The organism is Cronobacter sp. JZ38 (genome assembly GCF_008932145.1).
In the GTDB taxonomy this organism is placed as follows: Bacteria; Pseudomonadota; Gammaproteobacteria; order Enterobacterales; family Enterobacteriaceae; genus Cronobacter; species Cronobacter muytjensii.
Genome location: NZ_CP017662.1, coordinates 788,026 through 811,386, shown reverse-complemented (window position 1 = coordinate 811,386; position 23,361 = coordinate 788,026). Strand labels below are relative to the sequence as shown.

Below are 23,361 nucleotides of genomic sequence, written 5' to 3'. Positions count from 1 at the left end.
TTCGTCGATTATGCCCGAATTTTATTCAGTTAATCGTTTTCCTCAACATGTAGTAGATAACTATCCCGGCCACCACAAGACCGCCGCCAAAACGACGCAGTAAGGTATCCGGCAATTGCGCTACCGAGACTATCATGCGTCGCCATAAGCGCGGAAAAAGCAGCGGGCCGAGCCCTTCAACCACCAGCACCAGCGCGAGCGCCAGCAAAACTGTTGTATTCATGGTATGTAAAACCTGGATAAAAAAAGAGCCGGTAATGACCGGCTCTTGTTTAAGGGTTAGGGCTTAGCGAGCGCTATTGGCCGGCGTTTTCATATAGCGGAAGAAATCGCTGTCCGGGCTCAGCACCATCACATCCTGATTGGAGTTGAAGCTGCTTTCATAGGCGCGCAGGCTACGGATAAAGGCATAGAAATCCGGATCCTGGCTGAACGCGTCGGCGAACAGTTTCGCGGCTTCGGCATCGCCTTCACCACGCAGAATACGCGCCTGACGCTCCGCTTCCGCAAGCGTACGGGTCACTTCGTAATCCGCCGCAGCGCGCAGTTTTTCAGCTTCTTCCTGACCCTGCGAACGGTGACGACGGGCTACCGCTTCACGCTCGGCGCGCATACGGTTGAAGATAGCCTCGGAGACTTCCGCCGGCAGGTTGATTTGCTTGATACGCACGTCAACCACTTCAATACCCAGCGCTGCCATGCTGTTCGGGTTGATCACCGGCACTTTGCCGTTGGTCTCTTCCGTAACACGCTTGGCCGCTGATGCGATAGCGTCATCGGCTGCCGGGGTTTCGACTTCATCTTCCGTACCCGCGGAACCAGAATTCAGCGCTTCACGCACTTCAGACGTCAGACGACCACGGGAGTCAGTGACGATATCTTTCACGTCAAGGCGACCGATTTCAGAACGCAGACGGTCAGAGAATTTACGTTTAAGCAGTACTTCCGCCTGAGAAACGTCGCCGCCGCCTGTCGCCAGGTAGTAACGGCTGAAATCGCTGATGCGCCACTTAATGTAGGAGTCGACGATCAGATCTTTTTTCTCTTTGGTGACGAAACGATCCGCCTGGTTATCCATAGTCTGGATACGGGCGTCCAGCGTCTTCACCGACTCGATAAACGGCATCTTGAAGTGCAGGCCAGGCTCATACACTTTTGGTTTGTTATCGCTGTCGCGTACCACTTTGCTGAATTGCAGGATGATGCCGCGCTCACCCTCTCTCACCACAAAAATTGAGGTGTAAAGCACCACCAGCACGATGATGATTACCGCAATGACTGACTTACGCATCGTTATTCACTCCCTTCGCGCTGGTAATCGTTACGCTGCGCGTTGGCACGGCGTTGATCCATAATATCGCCACGGCCAGAGGACGCGCTGTTGCTCGCGCCGCTGTTGCCGCTGCCGGAAACCGGCGGCAGACGCAGCAGTGGATTGCCGCTGTTGCTGTCGTCGCTGGCGGCAGGCGCGGAACCGCCTTTCAGCATCTGGTCGAGAGGCAGGACCATCAGGTTGCCGCCCTTGTCGTTAACCAGCACTTTACGGGTGTGGCTAAGCACTTTTTCCATGGTTTCGATATAGAGACGCTCGCGGGTGATTTCCGGCGCGGCTTTATACTCCGGCAGGATCTTCGCAAAACGCGCCACTTCACCCTGCGCTTCCAGGATAGTCTGGGTTTTGTACGCACGCGCCTCTTCAAGGATACGCTGTGCCTGGCCGTTCGCGCGCGGCTGCACTTCGTTGGTGTACGCTTCCGCTTCACGGATGTACTGCTGCTCGTTTTCACGTGCGGCAATCGCGTCGTCAAACGCCGCTTTCACCTCTTCCGGCGGACGAGCCGCCTGGAAGTTGACGTCCAGCAGCGTAATGCCCATGTTGTACGGACGGATCGTCTCTTCCAGCTCGCGCTGGGTATCGCTACGAATAACGGTACGCCCTTCCGTCAGAATACGGTCCATCGTGTATTTGCCGATAACACCGCGCAGGGCGCTGTCAGTGGCCTGACGCAGGCTGTCGTCCGCATTGGCGACGCTAAACAGGTAGCGCTGCGGATCGGTCACGCGGTACTGCACGTTCATTTCCACGCGCACAACGTTTTCGTCAGAGGTCAGCATGATGCCGGAGGCAGCCAGCTCGCGCACGGCTTCCACGTTGACCGGCACCACTTCATCGATAAAGGTTGGCTTCCAGTTGAGACCCGGCTCAACCAGATGGCTGAATTTGCCAAAGCGCGTCACAACGCCGCGTTCGGCCTCTTTAATGGTATAGAACCCGGTGACGGCCCATAAGATGACCGCAGCCGCCGCGACAATGCCCACCACGCGGCCGCCGATATGACCACGCGGCTCCTGCGAAGAACCGCCGCCTTTACCACCGCCAATCCCGCCCAGCTTTTTACTGAGCTTACGGAAGATATCATCCAGATCCGGCGGCCCCTGCTCGCGACCGCCTTTATTTCCCCCAGAGTTGCCGCCAGGCTTGCTGCTTCCCCACGGGTCGCGGTCCTGTCCGTTATTACCGGGCTGATTCCACGCCATGTTTATGCTCCATATTTGTTATGCGGTGATATACCTTTCGTTCTCCAGGCCGCCTTATGCCAGGCGCGTGTTTCATTCTGCGAAAGAGAAACACACGCGGGCGGCATAACGCGACCGGGGTCCATCCGGGTACCCCCCAAAGGGGAATATTTTCAGGCTTCGGCCAGCCGGTTAGACCACGTAGTCAACCAATGCCGGTTCCTGTTTACAGAGGCGACGCCAGTCGACAATCGGCATGCGAATTTGCAACCCGACGCAACCGTCCTCCTCCATCCACTCTTTTTCTATCGCCTGAAGCTGGTAAAACCGGCTCCGCAGACGTCCGGCTTCTGGCGGAAGGTGCAGCGCATGCTGGACGATTTCGCCGGAAAGACGTTCTGTCAGGGCCTGGAAAAGCAGTGGCACGCCCGCCCCCGTCTGCGCGGAAAGCCACACGCGGATGGGCACATTCTCATCGTTTCTGTCGATACGCGGCTCGAAATCTTCCAGCATGTCGACTTTATTCATTACCAGCAGCGTCGGGATTTCATGGGCGTCGATTTCTTCGAGTACGGTATTTACCGCCTCGATGTTCTCCGCCATCCGCACGTCCGCCGCGTCAATGACGTGCAGCAGCAACGTCGCCTGACGGGTTTCTTGCAGTGTCGCTTTAAACGCCGCCACCAAATCATGCGGCAGGTGGCGGATAAACCCTACGGTATCCGCCAGCACCGTTTCGCCAACGTCTGCGACATCAATGCGGCGCAGCGTCGGGTCGAGTGTCGCAAACAGCTGATCGGCTGCATACACCTCGGCCGTGGTGATTTGGTTAAACAGGGTGGATTTGCCGGCGTTGGTGTAGCCCACCAGTGAGACGGTAGGAATATCGGCTTTGGTACGCGACCGACGTCCCTGCTCTCGTTGCTTCTCGACGCGCTCCAGCCGCGAGAGGATCTGAGTAATACGGTTACGCAGTAAGCGACGGTCGGTTTCCAACTGGGTTTCACCCGGCCCACGCAGGCCGATACCGCCTTTCTGGCGCTCAAGGTGGGTCCAGCCGCGCACCAGTCGCGTGGCTAAATGGCGCAGCTGCGCCAGCTCAACCTGCAGCTTCCCTTCATGGGTGCGCGCACGTTGGGCGAAAATATCAAGAATCAGCCCGGTGCGGTCGATAACGCGACACTCGCACAGGCGCTCAAGGTTACGTTCCTGAGCCGGGGTCAACGCATGATCAAAAAGGACAACAGACGCCCCAGTGGCTTTGACTGCATCGGCAATCTCAACGGCTTTACCTTCACCAACAAAATACTTTGGGTGCGGCGCTTTACGGCTACCGGTAATCACCTGTAATGCTTCGACACCGGCGGAAGAGACCAGGGATTCAAATTCCTGGAGATCTTCCATATCTTTGTCTTGCGTAAAATAGATGTGTACCAGCACCGCCTGCTCACCGGCATCATAACGGTCAAACAAGCGTAAACCCTCTTAAAATACCAGCGGGGAACACAGACGAACTGGTCCCCCGACATGGAGCAACAGCCTGGCCTTATTCGGCGTCTTCGCTATCCTGAGAGGCAGCGGAAGATGGCTGTGCGTTGTTGCTGTGATGGTAGTTATTAGAACCGCCACCCGCGTTGTTACTATGGTGAGAAACCGGACGAGACGGCACCACGGTCGAGATCGCGTGCTTGTAAACCATCTGGCTGACCGTGTTTTTCAACAGGATCACGAACTGATCAAAAGATTCAATCTGACCTTGCAGCTTAATACCATTCACCAAATAAATAGAAACTGGAACACGTTCCCGACGCAGAGCGTTGAGGAACGGATCTTGCAAAGATTGCCCCTTAGCCATTCTATCTTTTCCTTATATGCTTGTTGTTTATACTCTTGAACCCTTGGGCTCTGAAAAACTGCGTAAAAATCCGCGCACGATACGATTCAATTGTACACATTCATTGTTGCTTCGCACCAATAACCTGTAATACATCACTGTACGCTTGTTCAGGCGCCTCACTGTCGAGCCAGTGTACCCCTTCCCAACCGCGCAGCCAGGTCATCTGGCGCTTCGCTAACTGTCTCGTGGCGCAAATACCTCGATAAACCATTTCGTCGTATGAGATTTCGCCCGCCAGATAAGACCACATCTGCCGGTATCCCACGCAACGAACGGAAGGCATGTCCGTATGCAAATCTCCACGGGCAAATAGCGCCCGGACTTCTGCCTCAAAACCTGAAGCTAACATCTGGTGAAAACGCTGCTCAATGCGCTGATGGAGCAGTTCACGGCTCGCCGGGGCGATGGCGAACTGATGCACCTGATAGGGCAGAGCTTCTCCTGACGTTTGCGTCAGTTCCGTTAAAGTTTTACCCGAAATGAAAAAAACTTCCAGTGCCCGGGAAAGCCTTTGCGGATCGTTGGGATGGATTCGCTGTGCCGCGACAGGATCTATCTCCTGAAGCTTGCGATGCAGCGTGTCCCACCCCTGCTCTGCCGCCTGTCGTTCAATCTCCGCTCTGACGGTTGGATCTGCTGACGGAAGCGGGGAAAGCCCCTCCAGCAGCGCCTTAAAGTAAAGCATGGTACCGCCCACCAGCAGCGGTATCCGCCCGGCGGCGACAATCTCCGCCATTTCCTTCAGCGCATCACGGCGAAAGTCCGCCGCCGAATACGCCTGTGCCGGGTCGATGATATCCAGTAGCCGGTGCGGCGCCTGCGACAATTCGTGCGCGTCAGGCTTGGCGGTGCCGATATCCATACCTTTATAAACCAGCGCGGAATCAACGCTTATCAACTCTACCGGCAGCGTCTGGCGCAGACGAATGGCTAACGCCGTTTTGCCCGACGCCGTCGGACCCATCAGAAAAATCGCCTTTGGAAGGCCAGTATTGCTTACGTCATTCATGTTTCAGGGCATTCATCGCCGGTTGTAAATCGATAAGTTGTAATAAACCATCCGGCGGAGATTTCACCATCAGCGGACACAGCCTTTCGAGTTCCGCGAGCGTCGCGATGGCTTGCGCGACACTCCACGGTTGCGCGTTAACCAGATGGCGGGCAAGCCATCCAGCCACAGCGGCGTCGTCAGCGTTTGTCTGCTGCGCCAGGTAGCCTATCAGTTCAGGAATCAAGATTTGTAAATTTTGTTGGCGTAAGGGTAAAGGCACTGCACGAATCGTCACATGTTGCGCATCCAGCACGATTTCAATACCCAATCGCTGAAGCTGCGGCTGCGCGCGCGTCACTATCTCCCGCTCATCGGCGGAGATTTTCAGACGCACCGGGATGAGCAGCGGCTGCGCGCAGGGCTTCTCATCGCGCGGCAGCAGTTGCGCCTGTTTAAGATGCCGCTCCGCCACGCTTAACGCCAGCAGCATTAGTTTGCCGTCGCGCTCAAGCAGCGCCACGTTTTCCGCCACCAGCGTCAGCACGCGTCCGAAACTGTACGAATGGCCGTCAAGCGCAGGCGCGGGCGGCAATACTTCCCGCGCCGGAGCTGCGGGCGGCGTAGTAACGGCAGGCGTTTCCAGCAGTTGCTTATACAGCGCGCCCTGCTGTTTCTGATAACCCGGCGCCGCATGAGGCCAGCCGCCGTTGCTGGCGCCGCTGCGCCCTGCCCCGCCGGAGGACGAGCCACCCGATGCCGTATAACGCGGCGCGTCGTTTTCCCTCGCGGGGGTTCGCTCGCGCGGCGTCGGGTCGGCGAACTGGTTTTTGCCTGCCGCGACGCGGTTTTCCGGCTGCCAACGCGGAGCGTCTTGCGCCGGTGTTTCTAACGCCAGCGGATTCGACGCCTGCTGCTGGAGCACGCTCACTACACCCTGATAAATAAAATCGTGCACCAGTCGCGACTGGTGAAAGCGCACTTCATGCTTGGCGGGATGGACGTTGACATCCACCTGATGCGGATCGATTTCCAGATAAAGCACATAGGCGGGCTGCTGATCGATGCCGAGCTTATCTTCGCAGGCCTGGCGAATCGCGTGGTTGATCAGCCGGTCGCGCATCATGCGGCCATTCACGTAGCAGTACTGGATTTCGGCAAGCGCCGCGGTGGTGCCTTTCGGCTCCGCGACCCAGCCGCGCAGCGCCAGATCGCCATGCTGCCACTCGATAGCCAGCGCCTGCTCCAGAAACGCGGGGCCGCAAATCGAGCCAAGGCGACGCTCGCGCGGCGCGTTGCCCTGCACTGCCCGGTACTGGCGCATCATTTTGCCGTTGTGGCTGAGGTTAATCGTCACGTCAAAGCGCGCCAGCGCTATGCGCCGCACCACTTCGTCGATGTGCGTGAACTCGGTTTTCTCAGTGCGCATAAACTTGCGCCGCGCGGGGGTGTTGTAAAACAGATCCAGCACCTCCAGCGTGGTGCCGACCGGATGCGCCGCCGGTTTGATGGTCACGTCCATGTCGCGCCCCTCGGCGTAGGCCTGCCAGGCTTCCTGCTGGTCGGCGGTGCGGGAGGTCAACGTCAGGCGTGAGACCGAACTGATACTCGCCAGCGCCTCGCCGCGAAAACCGAGGCTGATGATAGCTTCCAGGTCATCCAGCGAGGCGATTTTACTGGTGGCGTGACGCGCCAGCGCCAGCGCCAGCTCCTCTTTTTTGATGCCGCCGCCGTTGTCGCGAATGCGGATAAGCTTCGCGCCGCCGCGCTCGATATCGATATCGATACGCGTGGCGCCCGCATCGAGGCTGTTTTCGACCAGCTCTTTCACCACCGACGCAGGGCGCTCCACCACCTCGCCAGCGGCGATCTGGTTCGCAAGCTGCGGCGGCAGAACCTGAATCGGCATGAATTCTCCTTACTGAATCACAGTGACCTGACCTGAAACGCTGTCAGCGGAGCGGGCGGTCTGCCCCGTTCCGCCGTCACTCTTTGGCGCGGCCTGGAGCGGATGCGCAATAAAGTAATTGCGCAGCCCCTGGTAGATAGCCTCGGCGATCTGCTGCTGATAGTCATCGCTCGCCAGCAGGCGTTCTTCGCCGTTGTTACTGATAAAACCGGTCTCGACCAGCAGCGATGGAATATCCGGCGAGCGCAGTACGCCAAGGCTGGCGTGCTCCGGACGGCGCTTATGCAGCGAACCGACGCGCTGCAACTGCCCCAGCACGCTGGTGGCGACATCATACCCGACGCGCTGCGAATGGCCGAACTGCAAATCCAGCACCGCCTGACTCAGGTAAGGGTCCGCCTGACTGTTGGCCAGCACGTCGCCCGCGCCGCCCAGCAGTTCCGATTGCTTCTCATGCTGCTCCAGCCAGCTCGCCATTTCACTGTTGGCGCGGCGGTTGGATAGCACCCAGACGGACGCGCCGGTGGCATCGCGGTTCGGCGCGGCGTCGGCATGAATCGACACCAGCAAATTCGCGTTTTGCTGGCGCGCTACATCAGAGCGGCCCATCACGGAAATGAAATAGTCGCCGTCGCGCGTCAGCACGCCTTTAAACATCGGATCGTCGTTCAGCAACGTACGCAGCTTGCGGGCGATGGCGATAGTGACGTTTTTCTCGCGCACGCCGCCGGGGCCGATAGCGCCAGGGTCCTGTCCGCCGTGCCCGGCGTCGATCGCCACAATCACACGGTCAGAAACAGCACGGCTCGCGCTGCGCCCGGGCCGGGTCACGGTATTGCTGCCCACGACGCTTGTGATACGGTCATTATCCGAGCGGAACGGGTTGCGCGCAGGCTCTGACGGGCGCACCGGCGCGGAAACAGGTTCGCGTTGCGCCACGACAGGCGGTGGCGGCGGTTCGTCCGCTTCGATGGTGAAGATCACGTTATAACCCGCGCCTTTTTGCTGCTTCACGGCGCGCGCCTTGCCGTCTTTGGTTAACTCGACGACCAGACGCAGAGATTGATTATCTTTCGGCTGCCCGGCGCGAATGCTTTTGACCAGATTTTCGCCGCTGAACAGCAGCGGCAGACCCTGAATCACGCCGGTCTGTTTAATATCGAGCGCGACGCTGCGTTTGCCCTGTTGCGAATACGCGTATTCCGGATCGCCCATAAAGCTCAAGGTGATCCGCGCCTGGCCGTCGCCGTTGGAAACCTGAATATCGGAAAGCGTCGCCCCGAACGCTGGCGTGCATATCGCCAGCAGAAGCGCCGCGACCCAGTTTTTCATGCATGTGATCATCCCATCGTCCTTGCGTTCAGGCGAGGCGCGCCAGCAGCGCGTCGCCGGCAGCGGAGACCGCTTTCACCCGCGCTTCACGCCCCTGATCCTGCCATGACAAGTGGATTTCGATATCCGGCGGCGGCAGGACGCCCGCCCCTTGCTGCGGCCATTCCACCAGACAAATAGCGTCATCGGTGAAGTAATCGCGGATGCCCATAAATTCAAGTTCTTCCGGATCGGCAAGGCGATAGAGATCGAAGTGATAGATCATCATGTTTTCAAGCGTATAGGGCTCGACGAGCGTGTAGGTCGGGCTTTTAACGTTGCCCTGATGGCCGCACGCCTGGAGAAACCCGCGGCTGAACGTGGTTTTGCCCGCGCCCAAATCGCCGTACAGATGGATAACGGTCGCACCGCGACAGGCGCGCGCCACGCGTGCGCCGAGGTCGAGGGTCGCCTGCTCTTCGGGTAATGGTATAACGCGATTCATCATGATTCTGGTCTGTCTATATCCGGGTTAACAAAACGATAGAGCGTGGAGAACAGATCGGTCGCCAGCATGCCGCGCGTACCAAAGCGTGCCGCGAGCGCATCCGCCGCCGCGCCGTGGGCCACACAGCCCGCGCAGGCGGCATCATACGGGTTCAGCCGCTGCGCCAGCAACGCGCCGATAATGCCTGACAGCACATCGCCCATGCCGCCCGTGCCCATGCCCGGGTTGCCGGTATCGATAATGCCGCATTCGCCTTGCTGGCCTGTCACCACTGTGCCCGCGCCTTTCAGCACCACGCAGCCGCCGTAGCGCTGCGCCAGCTCTCTGGCGCTAAGTAAGCGGTCACTCTCAATTTCTGCCACGCGGCGATTAAGCAACCGCGCGGCCTCGCCAGGGTGCGGCGTAAGAATGCGATTGTGACGTGTATCGGGAGCGATTGCCAGAAGGTTCAGCGCGTCCGCATCCCACAGCATCGGTTTGTCGCAGTGGCGAACTTTTTCCAGTGCCGCTTTCCCCCACTCCTGCTGTCCGAGTCCCGGTCCGATGACCACGACATCGGCCCAGGCCAGGCTCTCATCAAGCGCATTGTCGGTGAGCGCATGCACCATCAGTTCCGGTCTTGCGGTCACCAGCGGCGCGATGTTTTCCGCGCGAGTAAGTACTCGCACCAGACCTGCGCCCGCGCGCAGCGCCGCCTCGCCGGTCATGCGGATAGCACCAGCAGTCCCGTGATCTCCGCCAATAATCACCAGCTTGCCGTTATCGCCTTTGTGCGAACCGGGCCTGCGCGGCGTAAGCCATTGGGAAAGCTGCGCCGTGTCGAAACGCCTGTACGGCGCCTGCTGACCGGCAAGCCACGCCTCAAGGCCCAGCGCGTGGTAGTGCAACCGCCCGACCACATCGCGCGCCCGGCCCGTGAGCAGGCCAGGCTTGAGCGCGATAAACGTAACCGTATGCGCGGCGTGAATGACCGCGCCCGGCGCGCCGCCGGTTTGCGCCAGCAGTCCGGAGGGAATATCGAGCGCCACAACGGGCGCGGCATGGCGGTTGGCCTGGTGAATCAGCGCGGCGACATCTTCGCGCGGTGCCTGGGTCAGCCCCGTGCCCAGCAGTGCGTCGATGATTAAATCGCAGGTTTCCGGCAGCGGCGTGTGCGGCGCATGAATGTCGCCGCCCGCGTTGAGCCACGCGTCGCGCGCGGCTTGCGCTTCTTCCGGCAGCGGTTTGTCGCGCTCCAGCGCCACCACCGTAACGTCGATACCCGCCGCCTGCGCAAGACGCGCCACGACATAGCCGTCACCGCCGTTGTTGCCGTGGCCACAAAGCACCAGCCAGCGCTGGCTATGCGGGTACGCCGCGCGCGCCACCTGAAACGCTGCGTCGCCGGCGCGCTGCATCAGCTCGTAAAGCGTCAACCCAAAACTGTCCGCCGCCTCCCGCTCCGCCGTGCGCAGCCAGTCCGCAGGCCAGACGGAGTGTGGTATACTGGCGCCGTTTTTGTTCATCCCGTGGTCCGTCATGTCTGAACCCCTCGATCTCAATCAGTTAGCGCAAAAAATTAAACAATGGGGCGCCGAGCTTGGCTTTCAGCAGGTAGGTATTACCGATACCGATCTGAGCGCCAGCGAAGGCGCGCTTCAGGCGTGGCTGGATAAACAGTATCACGGCGAGATGGAGTGGATGGCCCGTCACGGCATGCTGCGCGCGCGCCCGCATGAACTGCTGCCCGGCACGCTTCGCGTCATCAGCGTGCGGATGAATTATCTGCCCGCCAACGCCGCCTTTGCGCGCACTCTAAAAGATCCCTCGCTCGGCTATGTAAGCCGTTACGCCCTGGGGCGCGATTACCATAAACTCCTGAGAAACCGGCTGAAAAAACTCGGCGAAACGCTGCAAGCGCATTGCGCGTCGCTGAATTTTAGACCCTTTGTCGACTCCGCGCCCATTCTTGAGCGCCCGTTGGCGGAAAAAGCCGGTCTCGGCTGGACAGGCAAACATTCGCTCATCCTCAACCGCGACGCCGGATCATTTTTCTTTCTCGGCGAGCTGCTGGTCGATTTGCCGTTGCCAGTGGATAAACCCGTTGAAGAAGGCTGCGGACGCTGCGTGGCCTGTATGACCATCTGCCCGACCGGCGCGATTGTCGAGCCGTATACGGTGGATGCGCGCCGCTGTATCTCGTATCTCACCATCGAGCTGGAAGGCGCTATCCCGGAAGAATTTCGTCCATTGATGGGCAACCGTATCTACGGCTGTGATGATTGTCAGCTGATCTGCCCGTGGAACCGCTTTTCACAGCTCACCGACGAGGCGGATTTCAGCCCGCGACAGGCGCTACACGCGTCGAAGCTGATTGAACTGTTTGGCTGGAGCGAGGCGCACTTTCTGAAAGTCACCGAAGGATCGGCGATACGCCGCATTGGTCACTTACGCTGGCTGCGTAATATTGCGGTCGCGCTCGGCAACGCGCCCTGGGATGAAGCCAATATTGTTGCGCTTCGTCAGCGCAAAGGTGAACACTCGCTTCTCGACGAGCACATAGACTGGGCGATTGCGCAACAAACAGACAAACGTAACGCCTGTGTGGTGGAAGTGCAGTTGCCGCAAAAGCAACGGCTGGTCAGAGTAATTGAGAAAGGGCTGCCGCGCGACGCGTAGACGCGTTTCGCTGTGAATAAAATTAAAAAAGTCTTGCCATTCAAAGGCCAGATTTATCAAAAAACCTCATAAATAACATTTAGTAATAAATTATTATTTATGAAAATCAGATGGTTACAAAAAAGATGTGATCAAAGTTATCATTCAGGCGTACAGGATAACTTTACGCAAACTGTGGATAAGTCTGTTCAGAAACTTTTTGGATAAACGCAAAAAACCAGCCGCAGCGCGCTTTGTCGCTGTGGATAATTTGTACAATCGAAGAGATTTGGAGCGGGAAACGAGACTCGAACTCGCGACCCCGACCTTGGCAAGGTCGTGCTCTACCAACTGAGCTATTCCCGCTTGGGTGGTGTTGCCTTTCGGCATTTCAAATTTTGGAGCGGGAAACGAGACTCGAACTCGCGACCCCGACCTTGGCAAGGTCGTGCTCTACCAACTGAGCTATTCCCGCTTGGGTGGTGCTGCCTTTCGGCGATTTCAAATTTTGGAGCGGGAAACGAGACTCGAACTCGCGACCCCGACCTTGGCAAGGTCGTGCTCTACCAACTGAGCTATTCCCGCTCTGCGTAATTCACATTTCTGTGTCGTTACGGGAGGCGCATTATACGAGAAATGATTTCTACCGCAACCCCTTAAACGCTTTTTTTTGTGATTTTTATCTGACTGCTTTTTTATTCGCCAAAGTGTTCACTTTACCAGCAAAAGAGGGGCTTAGCCCCTCTTCGCCATCACAATTTAATGAAATGTTCGCGGTAATAGGCGAGCTCCGCCACCGACTCGCGGATATCGTCCAGCGCCTGATGCGTATTTTGTTTCTTAAGGCCATTCAGTACATCCGGCTTCCAGCGGCGCGCCAGCTCTTTTAGCGTACTGACGTCCAGGTAACGATAGTGGAAATAGGCTTCCAGCTCCGGCATGTACTTAAACAGGAAGCGGCGATCCTGGCCGATGCTGTTACCGCAAATAGGCGATTTGCCCGCAGGCACCCACTCTTTAAGGAATTCAATCGTCGCCAGCTCCGCCTCGCGCTCGCCCATCGTGCTCGCTTTAACGCGCTCCACCAGGCCGCTGGCGGTATGCGTGCGCACATTCCAGTCATCCATCAGCGCCAGCTGCTCATCGGACTGATGCACAGCGATAACCGGGCCTTCCGCGAGAATATTCAGATCGGCGTCGGTCACCAGGGTGGCGATTTCAATGATGCGATCCTGTCGCGGATCGAGTCCGGTCATCTCCAGATCGATCCAAATGAGGTTGTTTTCATTGGCACTCATGCTATTTTCCATCCGTTATCGCGTCACACCGGGGTGACAGGCAGTTAATTCATTTACAATAGCTGATATCATAGAGGTTTTGCCCACCAGGGGCGACCAGGAGCCATTAAGATTGAGCAAAAATAAACTCTCCAAAGGTCAGCAGCGCCGCGTGTCAGCGAACCATCAGCGCCGGCTCAAACAGACTACGGAGAAAGCCGATCCGGACGACTCGCAATTTGGCGAGCCTCGCGAAGGTCGCGTGATCAGTCGCTTTGGTCAGCATGCCGACGTCGAATCGTCAGACGGCGGTGTGCATCGCTGTAACATTCGCCGCACCATACGCTCGCTGGTGACCGGCGATCGCGTCGTCTGGCGCCCGGCGAAAGAAAATGTTCAGGGCAAAGGCATTGTCGATGCGGTACACGACCGTACCTCTGTACTGACGCGCCCGGATTTCTACGACGGCGTGAAGCCTATCGCCGCGAATATCGACCAGATAATCATCGTATCGGCCATCCTGCCGGAGCTGTCGCTGAACATTATCGACCGCTATCTGGTGGCCTGCGAAACGCTGGAGATTGAACCTTTACTGGTCCTCAACAAAACTGACCTGCTTGATGAAAACGACCTCGCTTTCGTCAACGAGCAGATGGATATCTATCGTCGTATTGGTTATCGCGTACTGCTGGTGTCCAGCTACAAAGACGAAGGGCTGAAGGAGCTGGAGCAGGCACTCATCGACCGCACCAGTATTTTCGCGGGACAGTCGGGCGTGGGTAAATCGAGCCTGCTGAACAATCTGCTGGGCCTGAAGGATAACCAGATTCTGGTTAACGACGTCTCTGACAACTCCGGGCTTGGTCAGCACACCACCACCGCCTCACGCCTGTACCACTTTCCGGGCGGCGGCGAAGTCATCGACTCGCCGGGCGTGCGTGAATTCGGCCTGTGGCACCTTGAGCCGGAACAGATAACGCAGGGCTTTATCGAATTTCACGACTATCTGGGGCTCTGCAAGTTCCGCGACTGTAAACATGGCAACGATCCCGGCTGCGCCATTCGCGAGGCCGTTGAGCGCGGCGACATTGCCGAAAGCCGTTTCGACAACTATCACCGCATTCTGGAAAGCATGGCGCAGGTAAAAACGCGTAAAAACTTTTCTGATAGCGACGACTGACAATTAAGCTGTGCGTCGTTAGAATCAGCCCCTTTTTCTGACAGGCCCGGCGCGCAGCCGGGTCAGGAATGATGAAACACTGGCCTGGAGGCTACCTTGTTAAACGAAATCAAACTTTCGCTGCAATATATTCTGCCTAAACAGTGGCTCACTCGCCTTGCTGGCTGGGGCGCGAGTAAACGCGCGGGCTGGCTGACCAAACTGGTCATCGACCTGTTCGTAAAATACTACAAGGTCAACATGAGCGAGGCGCAGAAGCCCGATACCGCCAGCTACCGCACCTTTAACGAATTTTTCGTGCGCCCACTGCGCGATGAAGTCCGCCCGCTTAACACCGATCCGAATGTGCTGGTAATGCCGGCGGACGGCGTGATAAGCCAGCTTGGCCGTATCGAAGGCGATAAGATCCTGCAGGCCAAAGGCCACAACTATTCGCTGGAAGCGCTGCTTGCCGGCAACTATCTGATGGCCGATTTGTTCCGTAACGGCAGCTTCGCCACTACGTACCTGTCGCCGCGTGACTACCACCGCGTGCATATGCCGTGTAACGGTATCCTGCGTGAAATGATCTACGTACCGGGCGATCTCTTCTCGGTAAACCATCTGACCGCTCAGAACGTGCCGAACCTGTTCGCCCGTAACGAGCGCGTTATCTGCCTGTTCGATACCGAATTTGGGCCAATGGCGCAGATCCTGGTGGGCGCGACGATTGTGGGTAGCATCGAAACCGTCTGGGCTGGCACTATCACCCCGCCGCGCGAAGGCATTATCAAACGCTGGACGTACCCGGCGGGCGAAAGCGACGGCGCCGTAGCGCTGCTGAAAGGCCAGGAGATGGGCCGCTTCAAGCTGGGCTCCACGGTTATCAACCTGTTTGCGCCGGGTAGCGTCGAGCTGGTTGAACATCTGCAAAGTCTCTCCGTCACTCGCCTCGGCGAGCCGCTGGCGGTATCTACCGACGCGGTGACGGCGGATGTCGCGCCTGCGGTGATTGCGCCGGAAGAGATCGAAGCCGAACGCGATGCTAACCCGCTGGTCGATAACGACCAGGACCGTTAATGCAAAGGTAAAATGACGTGCGCCTGATTCTTTACGTGCTGCTGGCCTGGAGCCTGAGCTTTTGGGCGAACGCCGCGACGGCGCCCGATGAAAAACAGATAGCCCAGGAGCTGGAGCAAGCCAAAGCGGCCAAAAACCAGCCCGATCAGGCGCAAGTGGTTGAAACCCTTCAGTCCGCGCAAAACGCGCTTGAGGAGAGAAAAGCCTCCCTTGAGCGCGCCAGACAGTATCAACAGGTTATCGATAATTTCCCGAAGCTGTCGCAATCGCTGCGCCAGCAACTCAATAACCTGCGCGACGAGCCGCGCCGGGTGCCCACAGGGCTTACCACCGACGCGCTCAATCAGGAGATCCTCCAGGTCAGCAGTCAGTTGCTGGAAAAGAGCCGCGAAGCGCAACAGGAGCAGGATCGCGCCCGCGAAATCGCCGACTCCTTAAGCCAGCTTCCCCAGCAGCAAACCGACGCGCGCCGCCAGCTTAACGAGATGGAACGCCGCTCGGGCGCGTCGTCAGGCTCTACCGCGCTCGGCGCCGCCCAGCTTCTCGCCCAGCAGGCGGAATCCGCACAGCTCAAAGCGCGCGTTGATGAACTGGAACTCGCGCAGCTCTCCGCGAGCAACCGTCAGGAGCTGGCGCGCCTGCGTGCGGAGCTGGCGCAAAAGCAGAGCGAGCAGCTCGATACTTACCTGCAGGCGCTGCGTAATCAGCTCAACAGCCAGCGCCAGCAGGAGGCCGAACGCGCGCTTGAAAGCACCGAGCTCCTGGCCGAGAACAGCGCCAACCTGCCTCCGGCTATCGTCGAGCAGTTCAACGTCAACCGCGAGCTCTCCCGCGCGCTAAACCAGCAGGCGCAGCGTATGGATCTTGTCGCATCGCAGCAGCGTCAGGCCACCAGCCAGACGATGCAGGTGCGTCAGGCGTTAACGACGCTGCGCGAACAGTCGCAATGGCTTGGCGTCTCCAACGTACTTGGCGAGGCGCTGCGCGCGCAGGTCTCGCGCCTGCCGGAGATGCCGAAACTGCAACAGCTGGATACCGAAATGGCCCAGTTGCGCGTGCATCGCCTGCGTTATGAAGATCAGCTTAACAAGCAGCCGCAACTGCGCCAGCTGCGCCAGGCCGATGGCACGCCGCTGACGGCGGAGCAGAATCGCATCCTGGAAGCGCAGTTGCGTACCCAGCGCGAACTCCTCGGCTCCCTGTTGCAGGGCGGCGATACGTTAATCCTTGAACTCACCAAGCTGAAAGTGGCCAACAGCCAGCTTGAAGACGCGCTTAAGGAAGTGAACGAAGCGACGCACCGCTATCTGTTCTGGACCTCGGATGTCAGCCCGCTCAGCATCAGCTGGCCGGTGGATATCGTGCAGGATCTGCGCCGCCTTATTTCGCTCGACTTTTTCGGCCAGCTCGGCAAAGCCGCCGTGATGATGGTCACCAGCAAAGAGACGCTGCTGCCGCTGTTCGGCGCGCTGCTGCTGGTGGGCTTCAGCATCAGCTCCCGCCGCCATTTCACGGCGTTTCTGGAGCGCTCCAGCGCGCGCGTCGGTAAGGTCACGCAGGATCACTTCTGGCTGACGCTGCGCACAGTATTCTGGTCGATTCTGGTAGCCTCACCGCTGCCGGTGCTCTGGGCCACGCTCGGCTACGGGCTGCGTGAAGCCTGGCCCTGGCCTATCGCCGTCGCGGTGGGCGACGGCGTGACGGCGACGGTGCCGCTGCTGTGGGTGGTGATGATCTCCGCCACCTTTGCCCGCCCGAACGGCCTGTTTACCACGCACTTCGGCTGGCCTCGCAACCGCGTCGCCCGCGCGATGCGCTATTACCTGATGAGCATTGGCTTTATTGTGCCGCTGATCATGGCGCTGATCACCTTTGATAACCTCAACGACCGCGAATTCTCCGGCTCGTTGGGCCGTTTGTGCTTTGTGCTGATTTGCGGCGCGCTGGCTATCGTGACGCTCAGCCTCAAACGCGCAGGCATTCCGCTCTATCTGGATAACGAAGGCAATGGCGACAACTGGGTAAACCGGCTGCTGTGGAACCTGATGCTGTGCGCGCCGCTGATGGCGATCCTCGCCGCAGCCGTCGGTTATCTCGCCACTGCGCAGGCGCTGCTGGCGCGTCTGGAAACTTCCGTCGCCATCTGGTTCCTGCTGCTGGTTATCTACCACATTATTCGCCGCTGGATGCTGATCCAGCGCCGTCGTCTGGCCTTTGACCGCGCCCGCTCGCGCCGTGCGGAAATTCTGGCCCAGCGCGCCCGCGGCGAAGAAGAGCCGCCCCACGGGCACAGCACCGAGGGCAGCGTCGAGGTGGATGTCGCCGAGCTCGATCTCGACGCCATCAGCGCTCAGTCGCTGCGCCTGGTGCGCTCCATTCTGACGCTTATCGCGCTGCTGTCGGTCATTGTGCTGTGGTCGGAAATCCACTCGGCGTTCGGATTCCTTGAAAACATTTCCCTGTGGGATGTGACGTCGACCGTCCAAGGCGTGGAGAGCATTGAGCCTATTACCCTTGGCGCGGTTCTGATTGCCATTCTGGTGTTTATCGTCACCACGCAGCTGGTGCGCAATTTGCCTGCGCTGCTGGAGCTGGTCGTGCTACAACACCTGGAACTGACGCCCGGTACCGGCTATGCCATCACCACCATCACCAAATATCTGCTGATGCTGATTGGCGGACTGGTGGGCTTCTCAATGATTGGTATTGAATGGTCCAAGCTGCAGTGGCTCGTGGCGGCGCTCGGCGTCGGGCTTGGTTTCGGCCTGCAGGAGATTTTCGCTAACTTTATCTCGGGCCTGATTATTCTCTTTGAAAAACCGATTCGTATCGGCGACACCGTGACCATTCGCGATTTAACGGGCAGCGTGACGCGCATTAATACCCGCGCTACTACCATCAGCGACTGGGATCGCAAAGAGATTATCGTGCCGAATAAAGCGTTTATCACCGAGCAGTTTATCAACTGGTCGCTGTCTGACTCCGTCACCCGCGTGGTGCTGACGGTGCCTGCGCCATCGGACGCCAACAGTGAAGAGGTGACGCAGCTGCTGTACCGCGCCGCCGAGAAGTGCAGTTATGTGATAGATAACCCGCCGCCGGAAGTGTTTTTGGTGGATTTACAGCAGGGTATTCAGCTGTTTGAGCTGCGTATCCATGCCGCTGAAATGGGGCATCGCATGCCGCTTCGCCACGAGATCCACCAGCTGATTTTGCAGGGCTTTCGCGAACACGGTATCGAAATGCCGTTCCCGCCCTTCCAGATGCGTCTGGAGAGCCTGGATGGCAAACGCACCGCGCGAACGTTAACCTCTGCCGGCCGCACCAGCCGCACGCCGGGAAGCATGTAACGAAAAAGGAGCCGCAAGGCTCCTTTTTTATGGCGGTGAGGCGTGGAGTAAAGGTGGGCGCGCGTCGCTTAACCCCCTACGTCTGGCGCCTGTTATGGATAAGGCAGGTAAACGCAGCGCATTCGCCACAGACCCGCCCTCGACCGTTACGCCCGATCTACCGTAAAGGCGATAACTTCCGCGAGGCTTTCCGCGCCCAACGCCAGCATAATCAGACGATCCACGCCCAGCGCGACGCCGGAGCAATCCGGCAGGCCCACTTTCAGCGCTTCCAGCAGATTGTAATCCACCGGCTGCTGCGGCAGACCACGCTGAAGGCGCTTGCGGTTATCTTGCTCGAAACGCTGCTGCTGCTCGCGCGCGTCGGTGAGCTCATGAAAACCATTCGCCAGCTCAATGCCTTTGTAATAGACCTCAAAACGCTCCGCCACGCGGTGATCTTCAGTGCTGATTTGCGCGAGCGCCGCCTGGCTTGCCGGGAAGTGATAAACAAACACCGGACGGTCTTTTCCGATATGCGGCTCGACGCCCATGGTGAACAGCAGTTGCAGCAGCGTGTCGCGATCTTCTTCGGTATCGGCGATGTTGCTGAGATCAAGCTTCGCCGCCGCCTCGCGCAGCAGGGTTTTGTCCGCCGACAGCGGGTCGATTTCCAGATGGCGCTGAAACGCCTGCTGGTAAGAGATCGTCTCCGCGGGCTGGCAGTCCAGCACCTGTTGCAGAAGGTCATCCACCTCATTCATCAGGCGATACATATCGTAGTGCGGACGGTACCACTCCAGCATGGTGAATTCAGGATTGTGATGACGCCCCATTTCTTCATTACGAAAGCTGCGGCACAGCTGATACACCGGCCCGCAGCCCGCCGCCAGCAGGCGCTTCATATGATATTCCGGGCTGGTCATCAGATAGAGATTGATCCCCTGAGAATGGCCGGGGCCGACGAAACGCGTTTCGAACGGGAACAGGTGGATATCGGTTACCGTCGCCTGGCTCATGCAGGGGGTTTCCACCTCCAGTACGCCGCGATCCGCAAAGAAGCGACGGATCTCCGCCATAATCGCGGCGCGCTTTAACAGGTTGGGGATGGATGCGCTCGGCTGCCAGGTGGCCGTCTCGCTCATGGTACTTTCTCCGTCTTGAAACAAGGGCACGAAGTCTACTCGTATCGCGTTCGCCAGACAAATTTTGCGCAGTTTTTTCCTGCGAAGAGGCCAATTTTCCGTTTTGTGAGCCACTTCATCAAGCGGGCTGATAAAAGCCGTCGTAACGCCCCAAAAAATCGAACACATCAAATTTCCCCTTTAGGGGTACGGTTATACTCAGCTACCCAAAAAGGAGCAGGGGAACGCTTTACCCCCGCGCAGCCCCGAGTTTTCGCCTTTGTTACCGCGCGGTGGGAATAACTAAAACCCGGAGGAATGTCGTGCAAACTTTTCAAGCCGATCTCGCCATTATCGGTGCCGGCGGCGCGGGACTACGGGCCGCCATTGCGGCGGCCGAGCGCAATCCCAACGCTAAAATCGCACTGATTTCAAAAGCCTACCCAATGCGTAGCCATACCGTTGCGGCCGAAGGCGGCTCGGCAGCGGTCGCGCAGGATCATGACAGTTTTGAGTATCACTTCCACGACACCGTCGCTGGTGGCGACTGGCTGTGCGAGCAGGACGTGGTGGACTATTTTGTGAAGCACTGTCCGCGCGAGATGACCCAGCTTGAACAGTGGGGCTGCCCGTGGAGCCGCCGCCCGGATGGCTCGGTCAACGTCAGGCGCTTTGGCGGCATGAAAATCGAGCGTACCTGGTTTGCCGCGGATAAAACCGGCTTCCATATGCTCCACACGCTCTTCCAGACTTCCCTGCAATTCCCGCAGATTCAGCGCTTCGACGAGCATTTCGTCCTCGATATTTTAGTGGACGACGGTCAGGCGCGCGGCCTGGTCGCGATGAACATGATGGAAGGCACGCTGGTGCAAATCCGGGCCAACGCGGTCGTGATGGCGACCGGCGGCGCGGGGCGCGTTTACCGCTACAACACCAATGGCGGCATCGTCACGGGCGACGGCATGGGCATGGCGCTCTCACACGGCGTTCCGCTGCGCGATATGGAATTCGTACAATATCACCCGACGGGCCTGCCCGGCTCCGGCATTCTGATGACGGAAGGCTGCCGCGGCGAAGGCGGCATTCTGGTTAACAAAGACGGCTACCGTTACCTGCAGGATTACGGCATGGGCCCGGAAACTCCGCTCGGCGAGCCGAAAAACAAATATATGGAGCTTGGGCCGCGCGATAAAGTCTCGCAGGCATTCTGGCACGAATGGCGCAAAGGCAACACGATTGCCACACCGCGCGGCGATGTGGTCTATCTCGACCTGCGCCATCTTGGCGAGAAAAAGCTGCTGGAGCGGCTGCCGTTTATCTGCGAACTGGCGAAAGCCTACGTGGGCGTCGACCCGGTGAAAGAGCCGATTCCGGTACGTCCGACGGCGCACTACACCATGGGCGGCATCGAAACCGACCAGCGGTGCGAAACCCGCATTAAAGGGCTTTTCGCCGTGGGCGAATGCTCATCGGTCGGGCTGCACGGCGCCAATCGCCTCGGCTCGAATTCGCTTGCGGAGCTGGTGGTATTTGGCCGCCTCGCAGGCGAACAGGCGATGGAGCGCGCAATGGCCGCGTCCCCCGCCCGCGACAGCGCGCTGAGCGCGCAAACAGCGGATATCGAAGCGCGCCTGCATAAGCTTATCAACCAGGAAGGCAATGAAAGCTGGGCGAAAATTCGCGACGAGATGGGGCTTTCAATGGAAGAAGGCTGCGGCATCTATCGTACGCCGGAGCTGATGCAGAAAACGATGGATAAACTCGCAGAGCTGCAGGAGCGCTTCAAACGCGTGCGCATCAGCGACACGTCCTGCGTGTTCAACACCGATCTGCTCTACACCATTGAGCTTGGTCATGGGCTTAACGTCGCCGAATGCATGGCACATTCCGCCATGGCGCGTAAAGAGTCGCGCGGCGCGCATCAGCGCCTGGATGAAGGCTGCACCGAACGCGATGATGTTAACTTCCTGCGTCACACTCTCGCCTTCCGCGACGCTGACGGCACCACCCGTCTGGATTATAGCGACGTAAAAATTACCACTCTGCCTCCGGCGAAACGCGTGTATGGCGCAGAATCGGAAGCGGCTGATAAAAAGGAGACGGCGAATGGCTGAGATGCAAACGCGGCGCATCGAAGTGGTGCGCTATAACCCGGAAACCGACCACGCGCCGCACAGCGCATTTTATGACGTGCCTTGGGATGAACAGACCTCGCTGCTGGACGCGCTGGGCTATATCAAAGACAACCTGGCGCCGGACTTAAGCTACCGCTGGTCGTGCCGCATGGCGATTTGCGGCTCCTGCGGGATGATGGTCAACCGCGTACCGAAACTCGCCTGCAAAACGTTTCTGCGTGATTACCCTTCCGGCATGAAAGTCGAAGCGCTGGCGAATTTCCCGATCGAGCGCGATTTAGTGGTCGATATGACCCACTTTATCGAAAGCCTGGAGGCGATTAAGCCATACATCATCGGCAACCCGCGCACGCCAGAACAGGGGCCAAACACCCAGACGCCCGCGCAGATGGCGAAATACCATCAGTTTTCCGGCTGCATCAACTGCGGGCTGTGCTATGCCGCGTGCCCGCAATTCGGGCTGAACCCGGAGTTCATCGGCCCGGCGGCCATTACGCTCGCGCACCGCTATAACCTCGACAGCCGCGATAAGGGCCAGAAGGCGCGTATGCCGCAACTTAACAGCCAGAACGGCGTCTGGACCTGTACGTTCGTCGGTTATTGCTCGGAAGTCTGCCCGAAACATGTCGACCCGGCCGCCGCTATCCAGCAGAGCAAAGTGGAGAGCTCGAAGGATTTCTTAATCGCCATGCTGAAACCCGGCGCAAGGAGTGAATAATGACCTCGAAACGTAAGCCTTATGTACGGACGATGGAAGCCAGCTGGTGGAAAACGCTGCCATTCTACCGCTTTTACATGCTACGCGAAGGCACATCCGTGCCCGCAGTCTGGTTCAGTATCGTGCTGATTTATGGTCTGTTCGCGCTAAAACATGGCCCGGAGAGTTGGGCCAACTTTGTGGGTTTTCTGCAAAACCCGATTGTCGTGTTGCTCAACGTTATCACGCTGCTTGCGGCGCTGCTGCATACCAAAACCTGGTTTGAGCTGGCGCCGAAAGCCGCCATCGTGGTAGTGAAAGACGAAAAAATGGGGCCTGAACCGGTCATCAAGGCGCTTTGGGGCGTGACGGCGCTCGTCACGGTGGTCGTATTGTTTATCGCCCTGTTCTGGTAAGGAGGAGATCGTGATTAATCAACACCCGAAACGTTCCGACGAGCCGGTATTCTGGGGGCTGTTTGGCGCAGGCGGCATGTGGTGCGCGGTTGTCGCGCCGGTTATCGTCCTGCTGGTGGGCATCCTGCTGCCGCTCGGCATCGGGCCCGAAGGCGCGTTCAGCTATGAACGCGTCCTGGCGTTCGCCCAGAGTTGGGTTGGCCGTCTGTTTCTGCTACTGATGATTGTGCTGCCGTTGTGGTGCGGGCTGCACCGCATTCATCACGGCATGCATGATTTGAAAGTACATGTTCCCGCCGGCAAATGGGTTTTCTACGGCCTCGCCGCCATTCTGACGGTCGTCACGCTGATTGGCGTTATCACGCTCTGACGCCCTC

Annotated in this window: 19 protein-coding genes, 3 tRNA genes and 1 pseudogene; 8 read left to right on the top strand and 15 right to left on the bottom strand. The window is 58.6% G+C overall.

From position 1 onward, the window contains the following. Nucleotides 1-25: 25 nt before the first annotated feature. The 10 genes and pseudogenes from BJP61_RS03795 to nnr all read right to left on the bottom strand — a co-directional run. Nucleotides 26-223 carry a DUF2065 domain-containing protein gene (locus tag BJP61_RS03795; protein ID WP_007709257.1) on the bottom strand — a complete coding sequence of 66 codons (198 nt, stop codon included), beginning with the start codon at nucleotides 221-223 and terminating at the stop codon, nucleotides 26-28. A 63-nt stretch (nucleotides 224-286) separates the two neighbouring features. Next, the gene (gene hflC, locus BJP61_RS03790; protein ID WP_038867525.1) at nucleotides 287-1,291 is read right to left on the bottom strand and encodes a protease modulator HflC; all 1,005 of its coding nucleotides are present in this window, start codon (nucleotides 1,289-1,291) and stop codon (nucleotides 287-289) included. Between the two features lie 2 nt (nucleotides 1,292-1,293). Then, nucleotides 1,294-2,538, bottom strand: a complete 1,245-nt coding sequence (hflK, locus tag BJP61_RS03785; RefSeq protein ID WP_075192335.1) for an FtsH protease activity modulator HflK — start codon at nucleotides 2,536-2,538, stop codon at nucleotides 1,294-1,296. Between the two features lie 171 nt (nucleotides 2,539-2,709). Next, on the bottom strand, nucleotides 2,710-3,990 hold the full coding sequence (hflX, locus tag BJP61_RS03780; protein WP_038867521.1) for a ribosome rescue GTPase HflX: 1,281 nt from the start codon (nucleotides 3,988-3,990) through the stop codon (nucleotides 2,710-2,712). A gap of 73 nt (nucleotides 3,991-4,063) precedes the next feature. After that, nucleotides 4,064-4,372 (bottom strand): RNA chaperone Hfq, encoded by a 309-nt coding sequence (hfq, locus tag BJP61_RS03775; RefSeq protein ID WP_004385293.1) that lies wholly within the window; start codon nucleotides 4,370-4,372, stop codon nucleotides 4,064-4,066. A gap of 100 nt (nucleotides 4,373-4,472) precedes the next feature. Beyond that, on the bottom strand, nucleotides 4,473-5,423 hold the full coding sequence (gene miaA, locus BJP61_RS03770; protein ID WP_171997842.1) for a tRNA (adenosine(37)-N6)-dimethylallyltransferase MiaA: 951 nt from the start codon (nucleotides 5,421-5,423) through the stop codon (nucleotides 4,473-4,475). Continuing rightward, on the bottom strand, nucleotides 5,416-7,311 hold the full coding sequence (gene mutL, locus BJP61_RS03765; protein WP_171997841.1) for a DNA mismatch repair endonuclease MutL: 1,896 nt from the start codon (nucleotides 7,309-7,311) through the stop codon (nucleotides 5,416-5,418). The genes miaA and mutL overlap by 8 nt, the downstream gene beginning before the upstream one ends. A gap of 9 nt (nucleotides 7,312-7,320) precedes the next feature. Next, nucleotides 7,321-8,655 carry an N-acetylmuramoyl-L-alanine amidase AmiB gene (amiB, locus tag BJP61_RS03760; RefSeq protein WP_171997840.1) on the bottom strand — a complete coding sequence of 445 codons (1,335 nt, stop codon included), beginning with the start codon at nucleotides 8,653-8,655 and terminating at the stop codon, nucleotides 7,321-7,323. Nucleotides 8,656-8,671: 16 nt separating this feature from the next. Next, the gene (gene tsaE, locus BJP61_RS03755; protein WP_038867502.1) at nucleotides 8,672-9,130 is read right to left on the bottom strand and encodes a tRNA (adenosine(37)-N6)-threonylcarbamoyltransferase complex ATPase subunit type 1 TsaE; all 459 of its coding nucleotides are present in this window, start codon (nucleotides 9,128-9,130) and stop codon (nucleotides 8,672-8,674) included. Next, a pseudogene (gene nnr, locus BJP61_RS03750) lies at nucleotides 9,105-10,650 on the bottom strand (bifunctional ADP-dependent NAD(P)H-hydrate dehydratase/NAD(P)H-hydrate epimerase); the annotation flags it as partial. The gene tsaE and the pseudogene nnr, both read right to left, overlap by 26 nt. On the opposite strand from nnr, the gene queG reads away from it, so the two are divergent. Then, complete coding sequence (queG, locus tag BJP61_RS03745; protein WP_171997838.1) at nucleotides 10,649-11,788, top strand: tRNA epoxyqueuosine(34) reductase QueG; 1,140 nt, start codon at nucleotides 10,649-10,651, stop codon at nucleotides 11,786-11,788. The pseudogene nnr and the gene queG overlap by 2 nt on opposite strands. Nucleotides 11,789-12,057: 269 nt before the next feature. On the opposite strand, the gene BJP61_RS03740 is transcribed toward queG, so the two are convergent. From BJP61_RS03740 to orn, 4 genes are all read right to left on the bottom strand, one after another. Next, nucleotides 12,058-12,133, bottom strand: a tRNA-Gly gene (locus BJP61_RS03740). A 33-nt stretch (nucleotides 12,134-12,166) separates the two neighbouring features. Further along, nucleotides 12,167-12,242, bottom strand: a tRNA-Gly gene (locus BJP61_RS03735). A 34-nt stretch (nucleotides 12,243-12,276) separates the two neighbouring features. Then, a tRNA-Gly gene (locus BJP61_RS03730) sits at nucleotides 12,277-12,352 on the bottom strand. A 167-nt stretch (nucleotides 12,353-12,519) separates the two neighbouring features. Next, complete coding sequence (gene orn, locus BJP61_RS03725; protein WP_161578844.1) at nucleotides 12,520-13,065, bottom strand: oligoribonuclease; 546 nt, start codon at nucleotides 13,063-13,065, stop codon at nucleotides 12,520-12,522. A gap of 112 nt (nucleotides 13,066-13,177) precedes the next feature. Between orn and rsgA the strand changes: the two genes are divergently transcribed. The 3 genes from rsgA to mscM all read left to right on the top strand — a co-directional run bounded on the left by rsgA (nucleotide 13,178) and on the right by mscM (nucleotide 18,633). Next, a complete protein-coding gene (gene rsgA / locus BJP61_RS03720; RefSeq protein WP_075192330.1) occupies nucleotides 13,178-14,224 on the top strand; it encodes a small ribosomal subunit biogenesis GTPase RsgA in 1,047 nt (348 codons plus the stop codon). A 96-nt stretch (nucleotides 14,225-14,320) separates the two neighbouring features. Continuing rightward, nucleotides 14,321-15,283, top strand: a complete 963-nt coding sequence (asd, locus tag BJP61_RS03715) for an archaetidylserine decarboxylase (RefSeq protein WP_161578846.1) — start codon at nucleotides 14,321-14,323, stop codon at nucleotides 15,281-15,283. Between the two features lie 17 nt (nucleotides 15,284-15,300). Next, complete coding sequence (gene mscM, locus BJP61_RS03710) at nucleotides 15,301-18,633, top strand: miniconductance mechanosensitive channel MscM (protein WP_038867484.1); 3,333 nt, start codon at nucleotides 15,301-15,303, stop codon at nucleotides 18,631-18,633. 146 nt (nucleotides 18,634-18,779) lie between these two features. Here mscM and epmA read toward each other — a convergent pair whose 3' ends face one another. After that, nucleotides 18,780-19,757: an elongation factor P--(R)-beta-lysine ligase gene (gene epmA, locus BJP61_RS03705; RefSeq protein WP_038867474.1), complete on the bottom strand. Its 978-nt coding sequence runs from the start codon at nucleotides 19,755-19,757 to the stop codon at nucleotides 18,780-18,782. Between the two features lie 302 nt (nucleotides 19,758-20,059). On the opposite strand from epmA, the gene frdA reads away from it, so the two are divergent. From frdA to frdD, 4 genes are read left to right on the top strand one after another with little or no spacing between them, the layout of a single operon-like run. Next, nucleotides 20,060-21,850 carry a fumarate reductase (quinol) flavoprotein subunit gene (gene frdA, locus BJP61_RS03700; protein WP_171997837.1) on the top strand — a complete coding sequence of 597 codons (1,791 nt, stop codon included), beginning with the start codon at nucleotides 20,060-20,062 and terminating at the stop codon, nucleotides 21,848-21,850. Further along, nucleotides 21,843-22,589 (top strand): succinate dehydrogenase/fumarate reductase iron-sulfur subunit, encoded by a 747-nt coding sequence (locus BJP61_RS03695; protein ID WP_038867470.1) that lies wholly within the window; start codon nucleotides 21,843-21,845, stop codon nucleotides 22,587-22,589. Before frdA ends, BJP61_RS03695 begins: the two co-directional genes overlap by 8 nt. After that, nucleotides 22,589-22,984 carry a fumarate reductase subunit FrdC gene (frdC, locus tag BJP61_RS03690; protein WP_038867468.1) on the top strand — a complete coding sequence of 132 codons (396 nt, stop codon included), beginning with the start codon at nucleotides 22,589-22,591 and terminating at the stop codon, nucleotides 22,982-22,984. The genes BJP61_RS03695 and frdC overlap by 1 nt, the downstream gene beginning before the upstream one ends. A 10-nt stretch (nucleotides 22,985-22,994) precedes the next feature. After that, the gene (frdD, locus tag BJP61_RS03685; protein WP_038867465.1) at nucleotides 22,995-23,354 is read left to right on the top strand and encodes a fumarate reductase subunit FrdD; all 360 of its coding nucleotides are present in this window, start codon (nucleotides 22,995-22,997) and stop codon (nucleotides 23,352-23,354) included. Nucleotides 23,355-23,361: the final 7 nt, after the last annotated feature.